At 63.7% G+C, this 16,372-nt stretch carries 12 protein-coding genes and 1 pseudogene; 4 read left to right on the forward strand and 9 right to left on the reverse strand.

From position 1 onward, the window contains the following. A pseudogene (locus BLX42_RS26335) lies at window positions 1-99 on the forward strand (YciK family oxidoreductase); the annotation flags it as partial. A 135-nt stretch (window positions 100-234) separates the two neighbouring features. Here BLX42_RS26335 and BLX42_RS26340 read toward each other — a convergent pair. From BLX42_RS26340 to BLX42_RS26370, 7 genes are all read right to left on the reverse strand, one after another. Beyond that, a complete protein-coding gene (locus tag BLX42_RS26340) occupies window positions 235-1,020 on the reverse strand; it encodes a TenA family transcriptional regulator (RefSeq protein WP_161872978.1) in 786 nt (261 codons plus the stop codon). A 39-nt stretch (window positions 1,021-1,059) separates the two neighbouring features. Continuing rightward, on the reverse strand, window positions 1,060-3,516 hold the full coding sequence (locus BLX42_RS26345) for an EAL domain-containing protein (RefSeq protein ID WP_161872979.1): 2,457 nt from the start codon (window positions 3,514-3,516) through the stop codon (window positions 1,060-1,062). A gap of 116 nt (window positions 3,517-3,632) precedes the next feature. Continuing rightward, window positions 3,633-5,465 (reverse strand): ABC transporter ATP-binding protein, encoded by a 1,833-nt coding sequence (locus tag BLX42_RS26350; protein WP_161872980.1) that lies wholly within the window; start codon window positions 5,463-5,465, stop codon window positions 3,633-3,635. Further along, a complete protein-coding gene (locus BLX42_RS26355; protein ID WP_161872981.1) occupies window positions 5,458-6,090 on the reverse strand; it encodes a DsbA family protein in 633 nt (210 codons plus the stop codon). Before BLX42_RS26355 ends, BLX42_RS26350 begins: the two co-directional genes overlap by 8 nt. Window positions 6,091-6,094: 4 nt before the next feature. Next, a complete protein-coding gene (locus tag BLX42_RS26360) occupies window positions 6,095-7,027 on the reverse strand; it encodes a rhodanese-related sulfurtransferase (protein ID WP_125924323.1) in 933 nt (310 codons plus the stop codon). A gap of 203 nt (window positions 7,028-7,230) precedes the next feature. Further along, a complete protein-coding gene (locus BLX42_RS26365; protein ID WP_039602790.1) occupies window positions 7,231-7,530 on the reverse strand; it encodes a BolA family transcriptional regulator in 300 nt (99 codons plus the stop codon). Between the two features lie 10 nt (window positions 7,531-7,540). Beyond that, window positions 7,541-8,062 (reverse strand): DUF2059 domain-containing protein, encoded by a 522-nt coding sequence (locus BLX42_RS26370; protein ID WP_115272938.1) that lies wholly within the window; start codon window positions 8,060-8,062, stop codon window positions 7,541-7,543. Window positions 8,063-8,217: 155 nt separating this feature from the next. Between BLX42_RS26370 and BLX42_RS26375 the strand changes: the two genes are divergently transcribed. After that, the gene (locus tag BLX42_RS26375) at window positions 8,218-9,612 is read left to right on the forward strand and encodes a class II fumarate hydratase (protein WP_161872982.1); all 1,395 of its coding nucleotides are present in this window, start codon (window positions 8,218-8,220) and stop codon (window positions 9,610-9,612) included. A 97-nt stretch (window positions 9,613-9,709) separates the two neighbouring features. On the opposite strand, the gene BLX42_RS26380 is transcribed toward BLX42_RS26375, so the two are convergent. Both BLX42_RS26380 and pap read right to left on the reverse strand, forming a co-directional pair. Beyond that, the gene (locus BLX42_RS26380) at window positions 9,710-10,672 is read right to left on the reverse strand and encodes a DMT family transporter (RefSeq protein WP_161872983.1); all 963 of its coding nucleotides are present in this window, start codon (window positions 10,670-10,672) and stop codon (window positions 9,710-9,712) included. A gap of 119 nt (window positions 10,673-10,791) precedes the next feature. Next, window positions 10,792-12,285, reverse strand: coding sequence for a polyphosphate:AMP phosphotransferase (pap, locus tag BLX42_RS26385; RefSeq protein ID WP_046787392.1), 1,494 nt, complete (start codon window positions 12,283-12,285; stop codon window positions 10,792-10,794). Window positions 12,286-12,441: 156 nt separating this feature from the next. Between pap and mnmC the strand changes: the two genes are divergently transcribed. Continuing rightward, on the forward strand, window positions 12,442-14,415 hold the full coding sequence (gene mnmC, locus BLX42_RS26390; RefSeq protein ID WP_161872984.1) for a bifunctional tRNA (5-methylaminomethyl-2-thiouridine)(34)-methyltransferase MnmD/FAD-dependent 5-carboxymethylaminomethyl-2-thiouridine(34) oxidoreductase MnmC: 1,974 nt from the start codon (window positions 12,442-12,444) through the stop codon (window positions 14,413-14,415). Between the two features lie 167 nt (window positions 14,416-14,582). Continuing rightward, on the forward strand, window positions 14,583-16,370 hold the full coding sequence (locus tag BLX42_RS26395; RefSeq protein ID WP_046787394.1) for an N-acetylglutaminylglutamine amidotransferase: 1,788 nt from the start codon (window positions 14,583-14,585) through the stop codon (window positions 16,368-16,370). The last annotated feature ends 2 nt before the right edge of the window (window positions 16,371-16,372 follow it).

Raw genomic sequence — 16,372 nt, forward strand, 5'->3', positions numbered from 1 at the left:
CAGAACAACCCGCTGCCTGAAGAGATCATGCCGGTGTACCTGTACCTGATGGGGCCGGACAGTACCGGGGTGAACGGGCAGGCCTTTAACGCTCAGTAGGGCTTGAAACCGATGGGGCCGCTTTGCGGCCCTTCGCGACACAAGGCCGCTCCTACAGCGGTGCCGTTGAATCCGGCATCAAATCTGTAGGAGCGGCCTTGTGTCGCGAAAGGGCTGCAAAGCAGCCCCAGGCATTCAGCCCGCAGCCAAGGTCGGGCGCAGGCGCCCTTGCTGGCGGCCCTCCAGCTGCATGCACCGCTCCAGGAACAGGTACATGCAGTCATAACTTTTGCAGATCGCCTTGCGCAGCTCATTGCGCAACCCCAGGGTCGGGTTTTCGCCAGCCAGGGTACAGATGATCTCCAACGCCTCCCACGGGTGGGCGTCGTCATACTGCGCATGCATCTTCAACCACTTCATGGCGCGCTTGCGCTGGTCCTCCGGGAAGCCCATGGCGTAGGTGTCTTCAGCACAGACCACCGCCGACCACTCCCCCGTCGCCCCTTCAATGGCATAGTTGGTAGCCGCCATGGCAATGGCCAGCGACTCGGTGGTACACACTCGCCAGCACCAGTCATTGAGGCCATTGAGCTCGGCGGGCACTTCCTGGGACTGCAGCTCGTGCAGGTGAATGCCATGGGCATGGCACCAGTGCACCCAGTAATCGGCATGGTGGAGCTCCACGCGGATATTGCGCATCAGCCAGCGCCGCGCCATGTCTTCGCCCGGATGGCGGGCATAGCGGGTCTTGGTCAGGTTGTGGGCCATGTACAACGAAAACTGCTCGACCACCGGCCAGCCACCGATCAGGTACTGGCGTATGGTGGCTTGGCGCAACTGGCCATCGCGCAGGCGCTGGTAGAACTCATGCTCCACCACCCGACGCTTGCCCGGGCGGCAATCTTCGATCAGTTGCTGGGCCCATTGGGGGTAACTGGCCGGGTCCATCAAAGGCCCGATACGGACGAATGCATCAATCACTTTTCAGCTCCTTGATCCCTGTGATTTACCAACGCTACTTCAGCGAAAGGTTCCAGGCGCCCGATGCAGCAGGGGCCGTGCAGCAATCCGTTGGCGCTGCAGACTGTCGCAAGTGAATACCTGCGGTCGTTCGATCAGATAGCCCTGGGCGTAGTCCACGCCGATCTCTTGCAAGGCCTGCTCGATCAACGGAGTTTCAACGAACTCGGCAATGGTCCGTTTACCCATGACGTGGCCGATGTGATTGATGACTTCGACCATGGCCCGGTTGACCGGATCATCAAGCATATCTTTGACAAAACTTCCGTCGATCTTCAAGAAGTCGACGGGTAAATGTTTCAAATAAGCGAATGACGACATTCCGGCACAAAAGTCATCCAGCGAGAACTTGCAACCCTGCCCTTTCAATTCATTGATGAACCGGATGGCACTGCCGAGGTTGGCAATGGCACTGGTCTCGGTGATCTCGAAGCAGATCAGCCGTGGCGGAATCGAATATTCGACGAACAGGCGCCGCAGGTACTCCAGGAACTTGTCGTCACCGATACTCGACCCCGACAGGTTGATGGCACACATCGACAGCGGGCCCTCGCGCCCCTCATCCAGGCACTGGCGAATGACCTGGAACACATTGCGCACCACCCAGCGGTCGATAGCGGTCATCAGGCCATAGCGCTCGGCCGCCGGGATGAAGCTGTCAGGCAGGATGGTGCGGCCGCTTTCGTCTTGCAGGCGCAACAGAATCTCGACATGCCCTGGCCCTTCAAGCGCGGTGAGTGCGGCGATTTCCTGGGCATACAGGCAGAAGCGGTTCTCCTCCAGAGCGACGTGCAGGCGCTGTATCCAGGCCATTTCACCAAACCGCATCGACAGTTCACTGTCATCGGCATGGTAGACCTGGATGCGGTTACGGCCCTTCTCCTTGGCCATGTAGCACGCCATGTCGGCTGCCCGCAGGGAGGCTTCCAGCGTGGCCGGGGCTTGCGCCATGTGCACCAGGCCGATACTCACAGTGGTGACGAACGGCCTGCCTTTCCATACGAAGTGCAGGCTTTGCACCGCCTGGCGCAGGTTTTCGGCAATGCGCTCGGCCTGTTCGCCCGGGCAGTTTTCCAGCAGCACGCCAAACTCATCACCCCCCAGCCGCGCCAGGGTGTCGCCTTCGCGCAGCACCGATTGCAGCACGGCGCAGATGTGCCGCAGCAATTCATCACCGGCGGCATGCCCACAGGTATCGTTGACCAGCTTGAACTGGTCGAGGTCAAGGAACATCAGCGAATGCCGCCCACCCTGGCGCACCAGGTCGTTCAGTGCCTGCTCCAGGCGGTACTCGAATTCACGACGGTTGGCCAGGCCGGTCAGGGCGTCATGGGTAGCCTGCCAGGACAGGTTGGCGATGTATTGGCGCTCCTGGGTCATGTCATGCAGCACCAGGACGATGCCCGCCACCTGCCCGTTGTTGATGATGGGCGAACCCACCAGGTTGATCGAAACCGTGCTGCCATCCAGGCGCTGGATCAACCGTGCATGTTCGGCGCCGCCCTTGAGGCTGCCGCTGAGCACCTGTTCGAGCAAGGTGCTGCTGTCGTTCTGGGCCTGCTCGTCCACCAGGCTGAACAGCGCTGTCAACGGCAGCCCCAGGGCCTGGCCTGCCTGCCAATGGGTGAGTTGCTCGGCCGCCGGGTTCATGTAGCCGATGCTGCCATCGACATCGGTGGTGATCACAGCATCGCCGATCGCCTGCAGGGTAATCTGCGCGCGTTCCTTTTCTTCCTGCAGGGCGCTGGCGAAGGCCTGGCGCTGGGCCAGCAGCTTGCTCGAACGGCGCCAGGCAAAGGTGATGAGGAACAGCGCGGTGAGCAGGTTGGTGACCAACAGCACGCGCAACAGCATGCGCGAGCCCTCGCCCAGGGCATCGCTGAAGGCTTTGGCTGCCGGGGTCACGCCTTCGTTGATGGCGACGATGCGGGCGCGCCATTGGCTGACCTGGCGCGGGCCGGCCTGGCCGCCGGCAAAACCCTCGCGCATCTCGTTGGCCAACACATCCAGTTGCTTGAGGTAATCGTCACCGACATTCCAGTAGGCGATCGCCGTCTGCACATAGCTGATCTGGCTGAAATTGCGGTAGAACCAGATGATACGGTGGACGTCGTCGGGGTGATTGCCGCCTTGCAAAACGGCCTGGCGCGCAACATCAAGGTCTGGATCAGGCACGTCGAGCACCTCACGCATCTGCCGATCACCGTGGGGCACAGTGATGACCTGACGATAGCGCTGGTAGGTGCGTTCATCGCCAGTATCGGCATACAGGTTAAGGTAATAGATGGCGTCTTTCTGTGCCTTGGACCACAGGCTTTCGCCAGCGACATAGGCACGCACAGCCGACAGCGCGTACAGGCTGAAGCTGCCCAACAGGACCTGGAAGACTACAACGGCGATGAAGGGCCAGATGATACCCAGCAGCCTTGGCGCCTCTAGTGTGCGATGTCCCTTCATGAAGTCCCTGTCACAGAGCAGATAAGGCTCGAACCAACCAGACAAGCTCAGCGTAGGCCATTTGCCATCTGTGTGGAGGGAATTTTGAGTGGCAAGCTGCAAGCTTGCCGCTTGGGTCAGGTCTGCTGCAGATGCCCGTACAGCTTGGCATACAAGCCGCCCTCGGCGATCAACTGCTGGTGGCCGCCATCCTCGGCCACGTGCCCGCCGTCGAACACCAGCACACGGTCGGCTTGCTTCACCGCGGAAAGGCGGTGGGCGATGATCAGCGTGGTACGGCCACTGAGAAAACGCGCCAGGGCCTGGTGCAGGTTGTACTCGGTGGCGGCGTCCAGCGCCGACGTGGCCTCGTCGAGGATTACCACCTTCGGCTCGGCCAGGACCATACGGGCAATCGCCAGGCGCTGGCGCTGGCCGCCGGACAGGCGCACACCAGAGCGGCCGACCACGCTGTCCAGCCCTTGCGGCAAGGCGCCAATGGTGGCGTCCAGCTGGGCGATGCGCAGCGCCTGCCAGCAAGCCTCGTCCGTGCAGTCGCGGCCCATGGTCAGGTTGGCGCGTACCGTGTCGTTGAACAGTGACGGGTGCTGCAGCACCACTGCCACATTTTCACGCAAGGTCTCCAGGCCGATTTCCTGCAGGCTGGCACCGCCAAAACGGATAGTCCCGGCCTGGGCGCTGTACAGGCCCAGCAGCAATTGCACCAGGGTACTTTTGCCGCCGCCACTGGCGCCGACGATGGCGACCTTTTCGCCCGGGGCGATGGACAGGTCCAGGTGCTCGAGCACCGGCTCGTCGGCATAGGCGAAGCGCAGGTCGCGCACTTCGATGCCAACCGTTTCACGGCCGGCAAACGGGTCGCGGGCAGCCGGGTATTGCGGCTCGTCATCACGCGCCAGCAACTCGTTGAGCCGGCTCAGGGCGCCGCCGGCAGCATAGTAGGCATATTGCAGGTTGAGCAACTGCTCGACCGGGCCGATCATGAACCACAGGTAGCTGAACACGGCCAGCATCTGCCCGATCGACAGGTCGGAGAACAGCACCGTGAGCATGGCCGCAGCACGGAAAATATCGATACCGAACTGGAACAGCAGGCCACTGGCACGGCCACTGGCATCGCTTTTCCATTGCGAATCCACGGCGTAATCGCGCACTTCGCGGGCACGCAGGCCCAGGCGGCCGAGGAAGTAGCCCTGGCGATTGCTGGCGCGGATTTCCTGGATGGCATCCAGGGTTTCGGCCAGCGCCTGGGTGAACCGCGAGGTGCTGTCGTTTTCGAGCTTTTTAAGGTGTTTGACGCGCTTGCCCAACTGCACGGTGAAGTAGATCACCAGCGGGTTGAACAACAGGATCAGCAAGGCCAGCTGCCAGTGCATCCAGATCAGGATCGCCGCCGTGCCGGTCAGGGTCAGCATGGCCACCAGGAAGCGGCTCAGGGTTTCGCCGACGAACTTGTCGAGGGTCTCCAGGTCGGTGACCAGGTGCGTGGTCACGGTACCGCTGCCCAGGCTTTCGTACTCCTTGAGCGAGATACGCTTGAGCCGCTCGATCAGGCGGATGCGCAGGCGATAGACGATGTCTTTGGCAAGGCCGGCGAACAGCTTGGCCTGCACCACGTTGAAGCCCAAGGCGGCCACGCGCAGGCACAGGGTAACGACCAGCATCAGGCCGATATAACCGGCCGCCACCTGCCAACCGCTTGGCAGCAAGTGGTTCATGAACTTCAGCGCGCCATCGCCATGGCCCAGCAGTACTTCGTCGACCAGCAGGGGCAGCAGCAACGGAATCGGCACGCTGCAGCAGGCCGCCACCACGGCCACCAGGTTGGCGGCCCAGAGGTGTTTCTTGTGGTGCAGTGCCAAGCGGCGGATTTGCGCCCAACTCAGCCGGTCAGGCACAGCAGCGGGCTTCCCAGGCACCGGGTCGGGCGACCCTGGCAGGTCAAGCACAGGCGGCCTGCTGTAGCCAGCGGCCAAGCAAGGGCTGCAAGCTTTCCAGTGGCTGGTAGCCGTTGGTCAACAGGGCGAGCTGGCCGTTGCGCTCAGCCAGCAGCGTTGGAAAACCGGCAATCCCCAGGTCCTGTACCCAGCTGAAATCGGCTGCAGTGGCAGCGCGCACGTCGGCACGCAGCAAGGCATCGGCGAAGGTTGCGCGATCGAACCCAGCCTGTTCGGCCAGCTCGACCAGCTGCGGTGCGGTGGTGACGTCCAGGCCCTGCTGGTAGAACCCACGCTGGATCAGTGCAAGCAGCGGCCAGACGCGCTCGGCATCCAGTTCGCGGGCGGCTACAAGGGCGCGGCAGGCAGGCTCGGTGTCGTAGACGAAGCCATCGGGCATGGCACCTTCGAACGCGAACGGCTGCCCGGTGGCCTCGGCCACCGCCTGCCAATGCTCGAGGATGTACTTGCGGGTCGAGGCGTCCAGCGGGCTGGCACCGCGGCGCAACCCACCCGGTACCACCCGGGTGGCCACGCCCGCTTCACGCGCCTGGGCGATCAGGGCCTGGGCCACCGGTGCAAAACCCCAGCACCAGGAGCACATCGGGTCCATCACATAGAGCAGGCGGGCAGTCATGCAATCAGGCCTCGGCTTTGTAGTTGTAACCTATCGGGTGCGGCAGGTTGCGGGCCTTGGCCAGCTCAATCTGCTTCTGCCGGTCGATGGCGCTGCGCCGGGTCTTTTCGCTCAGGCTGTCCCAGCAGTGCGGGCAGCTCACGCCTGGCGAATAGTGCTCGGACGCGCGGTCCTGGGCGTTGACCGGGTGGCGGCAGGCATGGCACTGGTCGTACTCGCCTTCGGTCAGGTCATGGCGCACCGTGACGCGGTTGTCGAAGACAAAGCAGTCGCCGTCCCACAGGCTTTCTTCCTGGGGTACTTCCTCGAAGTATTTCAGGATGCCGCCCTTAAGATGATAGACCGCCTCGAAGCCTTCACCGAGCATGTAGCTGGAGGCTTTTTCACAGCGGATGCCGCCGGTGCAGAACATGGCGACCTTCTTGTGCTTGCTGGGGTCGAAGTTGGCCTTGATGTACTCGGGGAACTCGCGGAAGGTCTCGGTCTTGGGGTCGATTGCGCCCTTGAAGGTGCCGATGGCCACTTCGTAATCGTTGCGGGTGTCGATCAGCAGTACTTCCGGGTCGCTGATCAGGGCATTCCAGTCTTTGGGATCGACGTAGGTGCCAACGGCATTGTTCGGGTCCACGCCCGGCACGCCGAGGGTGACGATCTCTTTCTTGAGCTTGACCTTGGTGCGGTAGAACGGCTGCTCGTCGCAGTAGGATTCCTTGTGGTCGACATCGACCAGGCGCGGGTCGCTGCGCAGCCAGGCGAGCAGGCCATCGATGCCTTCGCGGGTGGCCGAAACGGTGCCGTTGATGCCCTCGTTGGCCAGCAGCAGGGTGCCTTTGACGCCATTGTCGAGCATGGCCTTGAGCAAGGGCTCGCGCAGCTCTACGTAGTCTTCAAGGGTGACGAACTTGTACAGCGCCGCCACGACGATCGGGTGGGTCATTACGTTGAATCTCCAGGTGGTTGCCCTCGTAAGGGGCGGACCGGGTTTGACAAAAAGCTGGGGGGCGCTGTGCGCCCCTTTCGCGACACAAGGCCGCCCCTACAGGTGAATACATAACCCCTGTAGGAGCGGCCTTGTGTCGCGAAAGGGCCGCAAAGCGGCCCCCCGGATGTCGCAAATTGTACCAGAACGCCAAAAAGGATTCAGTGCTTGCCGCCACCTGCACACACCGGCGAGGCGGGTGCAACACCCACCTTCGCCCACTCGTCGTTGGTGTAGGTGTGGATGGCCAGCGCATGGATCTGGCCCATCAGTTCACCCATGGTGGCGTACACCTTCTGGTGGCGCTTGACGCTGTTGAGCCCGGCAAACTGCTCGCTGACGATCACCGCCTTGTAGTGGGTTTCCTGGCCACGGCTGTGCATGTGGCTTTCGTTGAGCACTTCAAGGTGCTGCGGCGCCAGGGCGGCCAGCTGCTGCTCGATGCGTTGCTGCATGGTCATCGGGTATTACTCACTTCTTGGCCGGGGCGGCCTTGCCGGCATTGGGGTCAAGCTCTTTGGTCATGTCTTCGAGCAGCTTGTTGACCACCGGCACTGCCGGCTCCAGGCTTTGCTGAGTCAGCTGGGCCGACTGCTGGGTGACCTTGGGCATCTGGCTGAGGACTTTCTTGCCCAGCGGCGACTGGTAGAACTTCACCAGGTCCTTGAGCTCCTGCTCGGTGAAGGTCTGGGTGTAGAGGTCGACCATCTTCGGCTTGAGCTTGTTCCAGCCGATGGCGCTGTCCAGCGCGGCGTTGGCCTTGGCCTGGTAGCTTTCCAGCACCGACTGCTTGGTGGCCGGGGCCTTGGTCTGGGCGAAGCGCTGGGCGAACATCTGCTGGACCTGCATGTACACCGGGGTGCCCAGCTTGTCAGCGTTGGCCAGGGTCAGGAACTTCTCGGCGGCAGCGTTGTGGCTGGCGGTGGCAGCGAGTACCTGGCCGCTGGCACAGGCCAGGGCGACGGCAGCACAGAGGGCACGGAGACGGGTCATTGCATATCCTTCAAGGAGGGGGAGGCGGTACCTCAGAGATGAGCATTCTGCTCCCGCCAGGGTGCAGCGCTCAAGTGGCACGACGAGCGATTGAACCGCTCGATCGCATGGGGGCCTAAACTGCTGATTCTGACTGACAAGGGAGTGAACGCAGCATGAGCCGTATCGAAACAGACAGCCTGGGCCCGGTCGAAGTTCCGGAGCACGCCTACTGGGGCGCGCAGACCCAACGCTCGCTCATCAACTTTGCCATTGGCAAGGAACGCATGCCGCTCCCGGTGCTGCACGCCCTGGCGCTGATCAAAAAAGCCGCAGCACGGGTCAACGACCGCAATGGCGACCTGCCAGCCGACATCGCCCGCTTGATCGAGCAGGCTGCCGACGAAGTGCTCCACGGCGAGCACGACGACCAGTTCCCGCTGGTGGTGTGGCAGACCGGCAGCGGCACGCAGAGCAACATGAACGTCAACGAGGTGATTGCCGGGCGGGCCAACGAGCTGGCCGGCAAAGGCCGCGGCGGCAAGGCGCCGGTGCACCCCAACGACCATGTCAACCGCTCGCAAAGCTCCAACGACTGCTTCCCCACCGCCATGCACATTGCCGCAGCACAGGCGGTGCACGAGCAGCTGCTACCGGCGATCGCCGAACTGTCTTCGGGGCTGGCCGAGCTGTCGGCGCGCCACCACAAACTGGTCAAGACTGGCCGCACGCATATGATGGACGCCACGCCCATCACCTTCGGCCAGGAGGTGTCGGCCTTCGTGGCCCAGCTCGACTATGCCCAGCGCGCCATCCGCGCCACCTTGCCAGCGGTATGCGAACTGGCCCAGGGCGGCACTGCCGTGGGCACCGGGCTCAATGCCCCGCAGGGTTTCGCCGAAGCCATTGCTGCGGAACTGGCCGCCCTCTCCGGCCTGCCGTTCGTCACCGCGCCGAACAAGTTCGCCGCCCTGGCCGGCCACGAGCCGCTGACCAGCCTGGCGGGGGCGCTGAAGACCTTGGCGGTGGCCTTGATGAAAATCGCCAATGACTTGCGCCTGCTCGGCTCCGGGCCCCGCGCCGGGTTGGCCGAGGTGCGCCTGCCGGCCAACGAGCCGGGCAGCTCGATCATGCCAGGCAAGGTCAACCCGACCCAGTGCGAAGCGCTGTCGATGCTGGCCTGCCAGGTGCTGGGCAATGACGCGGCCATCGGTTTTGCCGCCAGCCAGGGGCACCTGCAGTTGAACGTGTTCAAGCCGGTGATCATTCATAACCTGCTGCAGTCGATCACGCTGCTGGCTGATGGCTGCCGCAACTTCCAGCAGCACTGCGTGGCCGGGATCGAACCGGATACCGAACAGATGGCGGCGCACCTGGAGCGCGGGCTGATGCTGGTGACCGCGCTCAACCCGCATATCGGCTATGACAAAGCGGCAGAGATTGCCAAGAAGGCCTACAGCGAGGGCAAGACCCTGCGCGAGGCGGCGCTGGAATTGAAGTACCTGACCAATGAGCAGTTCGATGAGTGGGTGCGGCCGGAGAACATGCTGGCACCGGGTGGCAAGGGCTGATTGATTGGCTGGTACTTATGGCCCTATCGCCGGCAAGCCGGCTCCTACAAGGGTTTTGTGGGAGCCGGCTTGCCGGCGATAGGGCCCTGGCAGGCTATCAACCAACCTGGGCCAGGCGCGCCCTTCTCGCCCGCCACCCAGCCACCAAAGAAGGCCCCAGGGCCACCAGCGTCGACCCCAGTACCACCGTCACCGCGCCTACATAGCCCAGGGCATTGATGTCTTCAGCCTGCACATACGCCGGCCACATCCAGGCCGCCAATGCCACCGCCACAAAGGTCACCAGCGGCGTCAGCGCCAGCGTGGCACTCACCCGCGATGCCTCCCAGTGCGCCAGTGCCTCGGCAAAGGCACCATAGGCCACCAGCGTGTTAAGGCAGCAGGCCAGCAGCAGCCAGCCTTGCAGGGGTGTCAACTGCAACGCCTCCAGCGGGTGCACCCAGGGTGTCAGCAGCGCGGCGCAGCTCAGGTAGATCACCATCATCACCTGCTGCGAATGCCACACCGTCAGCAACTGCTTCTGGCTCAGGGCATAGAACACCCAGATGCTGGTGGCCAGCAGGATGGTCAGCACGCCCGTGGTGTAGGTGCCCAGCGAGGTCAGCAGCTCTTCAAGGCGCTGGTTGAAGAACAGGCCGAAGCCGGCAAGCAGCACCAGCAACCCCAGGCCTTGGCCCAGGCTGAAGCGCTCCTTGAACACGAACACGCTGGCCACCAGCAGCAGCACCGGGCCGATCTGCACCACCAATTGCGCAGTACCGGGGCTCAGCAGGTTGAGGCCGATCAGGTACAGCACGTAGTTGCCCATCAGGCCGCATACGGCCACGGCCACCAGGCCTTTGCCTTTGGTGCCGAGCTTGCCGAACGAAGGCAAACGGCGCTTGGCTGCCAGCCAGGCGAACAGCAGGCCGCCGGACACCAGCAGGCGGAACCAGGTGACGGTCACCGGGTCGACCACCTGCAACACCTGCTTGAGTTTGATTGGCAGGATGCCCCACAGCAGTGCGGTCAGAAGCGCCAGGGCCAGTCCATAGCTCCGGCGTCCGGATGTGATGTGCATAAAATCCTCGGTCGAGCCCGTTGTAGGGTGCCTCGATTCTAAAGGCTTGCTACCTGCCAACGGGGAAAAAAGGCGGGAAAAGAATTCATCAGGTCATTCCCCTGCGGCATGGCGGCTGACTATTTCTTGTGTTTGGCAAACGCCGCTTCCAGGGCTTCATTGATGGTGCGCAACACCTTCACCCGCGCCCAACGCTTGTCATTGGCCTCGACCAGGGTCCATGGCGCGATCTCGGTGCTGGTACGGTCGACCATGTCCCCCACCGCATCCACATACAGGTCCCACTTGTCGCGGTTGCGCCAGTCGTCCTCGGTGATCTTGTAGCGCTTGAACGGGATCTGCTCGCGCTCTTCAAAACGCTCCAGCTGGGTCTGCTGGTCGATCGCCAGCCAGAACTTGACCACTACCGCACCGGCGTTCACCAACTGCTCCTCGAAATCATTGATTTCGCCGTAGGCACGCATCCAGTCGGCCGGGGTGCAGAACCCTTCGATGCGTTCCACCAGCACCCGGCCGTACCAGGAGCGGTCGAAGATGGTGAACTTGCCGCGTGCCGGAATGTGCCGCCAGAACCGCCAAAGGTACGGCTGCGCACGTTCATCTTCGCTAGGGGCGGCGATCGGCACGATACGGTACTGGCGCGGGTCCAGCGCTGCAGCCACACGGCGAATCGCCCCGCCTTTGCCTGCAGCATCATTACCCTCGAACACGGCCACCAGCGAGTGCCGGCGCATGTGCTTGTGGCGCAACAGGCCGGCCAGGCGAGCCTGCTCGGTCACCAGTTGCTCCTGGTAGTCCTGCTTGTCCAGGTGCAGGGTCATGTCCAGGGCGCCGACCAGGCTGCGCTGATCGATGCTGCGCCCCAACGGCGCAATGTTGCCCTGGTGCTTGCCTTTGGGGTTGACGGCCAGTGCGGCCTGCAGGCTTTCCAGCAAGATGCGCCCAACGGCCAGGCTGCGGTAGTTGGGGTCGACCCCTTCAACTACATGCCACGGTGCATAGTCACGGCTGGTACGGCGCAACACCCGCTCGCCAAAACGCACGAAACGGTCGTAGGTCTGCGACTGCTGCCAGTCCAGCGGGCTGATGCGCCAGCTGTGCAAGGGGTCGTCCTTGAGCGACTTGAGCCGCGCTTTCATCTGTTTCTTGGACAGGTGGAACCAGAACTTGATGATCAGCGCACCTTCGTCGCAAAGCATCTGCTCCAGGCGCTCGGCACCGGTGATGGCCTGGTCGAGCACCGCATCCTTGAACTGCCCATGCACCCTGCCCTGCAGCATCTGGCTGTACCAGTTGCCGAAAAACACGCCCATGCGCCCCTTTGGCGGCAGCGCCCGCCAGTAGCGCCAGGCGGGCGGGCGGGCCAGCTCTTCGTCGGTCTGCTGGTCGAAGGTGAGCACGTCGATCATGCGCGGGTCCATCCACTCGTTGAGCAGCTTGACCGTCTCGCCCTTGCCGGCGCCTTCGATGCCATTGATCAGCACGATCACCGGGAAGCGCGCCTGCTGCTTGAGTTCGTACTGGGCTTCGAGCAAAGCCTCGCGCAGCGCGGGCACTTCTGCCTCAAAGGTATCGTCGTCGATGCTGTGGCCAATTTCGGCGGATTCGAACATGCACTGGCTCCTTCAATGGATAAGCAAGATTAGCGGAATCCTGGCGGCAAGCGGCACGCTTCAAGCTGCAAGAAAACGCGGGCCGTGCCACCATCTGCTTTTTCTTGCAGCTTGCAGCTTGCCGCTTGCAGCTCCCCACCTCCAGCGAAACCAGCCATGCCCGCATCCACCCTCCTTCAGCATGCCCAGATCGACTGGGACGACCAGGGCCGCCCCCATTCGCGGCAATACGGCGATGTGTACTTCGCCATCAACGAGGGCATTGCCGAAACCCAGCATGTGTTCCTCGAACAAACCCGCCTGCGCCAGCGCTTCGCCAACCTGGCGCCCCACGCCTGCCTGGTGATCGGCGAAACCGGCTTTGGCACCGGCATGAATTTTTTCTGCGCCTGGCAGCTGTTCGCCGAAACAGCCCACGCCGACGCCCGCCTGCATTTCGTCAGCGTCGAGAAGTACCCCCTGGGCCATGCCGACATGGCCAGGGCTATGCGCCTGTGGCCGGAGCTGGCTGCGTTCACCGAACCCTTTTTGCGCCAGTACGTCGCGGTGCACCAGGGCTTCCAGCAGTTCACCTTCGACCAGGGCCGAATCACCCTTACCCTGCTGATCGGCGATGTGCTGGAGCAGCTGCCGCAGCTGGACGCGCGTATCGACGTGTGGTTCCTCGACGGTTTCGCCCCGGCGAAGAACCCCGACATGTGGACACCCGAGCTGTTCACGCAACTGGCCAGGTTGTCCCATGCCGGCACCGCACTGGGCACCTTCACCACCACCGGCTGGGTTCGCCGCAGCTTGATCGAGGCCGGCTTCACCATGAAGAAGGTGCCTGGCATCGGCAAGAAGTGGGAGGTGATGAGCGGTGAGTACACCGGCACGCCCAACGCGCCCATCTCGGCGCCCTGGTACGCCCGGCCAACTGCGCCTGAAGGCCCGCGCGAGGCCCTGGTGATCGGCGCAGGGCTTGCTGGCAGTGCCAGCGCTGCCAGCATGGCCGCACGCGGCTGGCAGGTAACGGTACTGGAGCGTCACGACGCCGCGGCCCGCGAAGCCTCCGGCAACCCCCAGGGCGTGCTGTACCTCAAGCTGTCCGCACACGGCACGGCTTTGTCGCAGATGATCCTGGCCGGCTTCGGCTATACACGGCGCCAGCTTGAATTACTGCAGCGCGGCCAGGACTGGGATGCGTGCGGGGTTTTGCAACTGGCCTTCGACAGCAAGGAAGCCGAACGCCAGGGCAAGCTCGCCGACGCCTTCGAGGGCAGCTTGCTGCGTGCCGTGCAGCGCAGTGAAGCCGAAGCGATTGCCGGGGTCGCGCTGCCTGCCGGCGGGTTGTTCTACCCCGAAGGCGGCTGGGTGCACCCACCGGCACTGTGCAACGCTCAACTGCAGCACCGTAACATTCGCCTGCTGGCCCATCACGATGTGCTAGCACTGCGCAAGGCCGATGGCCTGTGGCAAGCCTGGGCCGGCGACCGGCTGCTGGCCAGCGCGCCAGTGGTGGTGCTGGCCGGGGCGGCTGACGTGAAGCGTTTCGGGCCCTGTACGCAGTTGCCGCTCAAGCGCATCCGCGGGCAGATCACCCGCCTGCCGGTGACCGACGCCAGCCGGGCGCTGGCTACCGTAGTCTGCGCCGAGGGCTATGTGGCACCGCCCAGGGGTGAAGAGCACACGCTGGGGGCCAGCTTCGACTTCCATAGCGATGACCTGGCGCCGACCGTGGCCGAGCACCAGGGCAACCTGGCCATGCTGGATGAAATCTCCAGCGACCTGGCCCGGCGCCTGGGTGTCCCAGCGCTTGCCCCTGAGCAGTTGCAGGGGCGCGCGGCATTTCGCTGCACCAGCCCGGATTACTTGCCGATCGTGGGGCCGGTTGCCGACCCTGCAGCCTTCGCCGAAGCCTTTGCAGTCCTGGGCAAGGACGCGCGGCAGGTGCCCGAGGTGCCCTGCCCCTGGCTGGAAGGGCTGTATGTGAACAGCGGGCATGGGTCGCGGGGGCTGATCACGGCGCCGCTTTCGGGCGAGCTGATTGCAGCCTGGGTCAGTGGCGAGCCATTGCCGCTGCCGCGGGCGGTGGCTGAAGCATGCCATCCGAACCGGTTTGGCTTGCGCAAGTTGATTCGGGGTAAATGAAGGGGCTGCTGTGCAGCCCAATCGCCGGCAAGCCGGCGATTGGCCGCATTACAAAGTGCTGCTTATAACGGATTGGTCTAAAACTCTCGCAAATCCCCCAGGTCAGTTCCTTACAGGCGCCCTAATCCGGGGCGCTGATTCCCCAACGGAAAAACCGGTAAGGACCTATGTGCGGATTAGCAGGAGAGTTACGTTTCACCCCCATCGACCAAGCCCCTCGCCCGGCGGACCTCGCCGCGGTAGAGCGCATGACCCATCACCTGGCGCCCCGTGGCCCCGACGCCTGGGGCTTCCATAGCCTGGGCCCGATTGCCCTGGGCCATCGTCGGCTGAAAATCATGGACCTGTCCGACGGCTCGGCTCAGCCCATGGTCGACAACACCCTGGGCCTGTCTTTGGCCTTCAATGGTGCCATCTACAACTTCCCCGAACTGCGCCAGGAGCTGCAGGACCTGGGCTACACCTTCTGGTCCGACGGCGACACCGAGGTGCTGCTCAAGGGCTACCACGCCTGGGGCGCGGCCTTGCTGCCCAAGCTCAACGGCATGTTCGCCCTGGCCATCTGGGAGCGCGACAACCAGCGCCTGTTCCTGGCCCGCGACCGCCTGGGCGTCAAGCCTTTGTACCTGTCGCGCAACGGCGAGCGCCTGCGCTTTGCCTCCACCCTGCCAGCGCTGCTCAAAGGTGGCGACATCGACCCGATGATCGACCCGGTAGCGCTCAACCACTACCTCAACTTCCACGCCGTGGTGCCGGCGCCACGCACCTTGCTGGCCAATGTGCAAAAGCTCGAACCCGGCACCTGGATGCGCGTCGACCGCCACGGTGAAGTCGAACGCCAAACCTGGTGGCAGCTGCATTACGGCCCCAACCCGGACGAGCGCGACCTGGACCTGGAAGGCTGGACCACCCGTGTGCTCGATGCCACCCGTGATGCCGTCGGCATCCGCCAGCGCGCCGCCGTGGACGTAGGCGTACTGCTGTCCGGCGGCGTCGACTCCAGCCTGTTGGTCGGCTTGCTGCGCGAAGTGGGCGTGGATGACCTGTCGACCTTCTCCATCGGCTTCGAGGATGCCGGCGGCGAGCGCGGTGACGAGTTCCAGTACTCCGACCTGATCGCCAAGCACTACGGCACCCGCCACCACAAGCTGCGCATCGCCGAAAGCGAAATCATCGAGCAATTGCCGGCCGCGTTCCGCGCCATGAGCGAACCGATGGTCAGCCACGACTGCATCGCCTTCTACCTGCTGTCACGCGAAGTGGCCAAGCACTGCAAGGGCGTGCAGAGCGGCCAGGGTGCCGACGAGCTGTTCGCCGGCTACCACTGGTACCCGCAGGTGGACGGCGCCAAGGATGCCTTTGGCGCCTACCGCGATGCATTCTTCGACCGCAGCCATGCCGAGTACCGCGACACCGTGCAAGCGCCGTGGCTGCTGGAAACCGACGTGGCCGGCGACTTCGTGCGCGAACACTTCGCCCGCCCGGGCGCGGCCGAGGCAGTAGACAAGGCGCTGCGCCTGGACAGCACGGTGATGCTGGTCGACGACCCGGTCAAACGGGTCGACAACATGACCATGGCCTGGGGCCTGGAGGCCCGTACACCGTTCCTGGACTACCGCCTGGTCGAGCTGTCGGCACGCATCCCGGCGCGCTTCAAATTGCCCGATGGCGGCAAGCAAGTGCTCAAGCAAGCCGCACGCCGGGTGATCCCCCATGAGGTGATCGACCGCAAGAAAGGCTACTTCCCGGTACCCGGCCTCAAGCACCTGCAAGGCGCCACCCTGGACTGGGTACGCGAACTGCTCACCGACCCCAGCCAGGACCGCGGGCTGTTCAACCCGGCCATGGTAGACCGCCTGCTGAGCAACCCGCATGGCCAGCTTACCCCGCTGCGCGGCTCCAAGCTGTGGCAGCTGGCGGCGCTGAACCTGTGGCTCAGCGAACAAGGAATCTGACC

This window comes from Pseudomonas sp. SG-MS2 (assembly GCF_009933855.1).
In the GTDB taxonomy this organism is placed as follows: Bacteria; Pseudomonadota; Gammaproteobacteria; order Pseudomonadales; family Pseudomonadaceae; genus Aquipseudomonas; species Aquipseudomonas putida_E.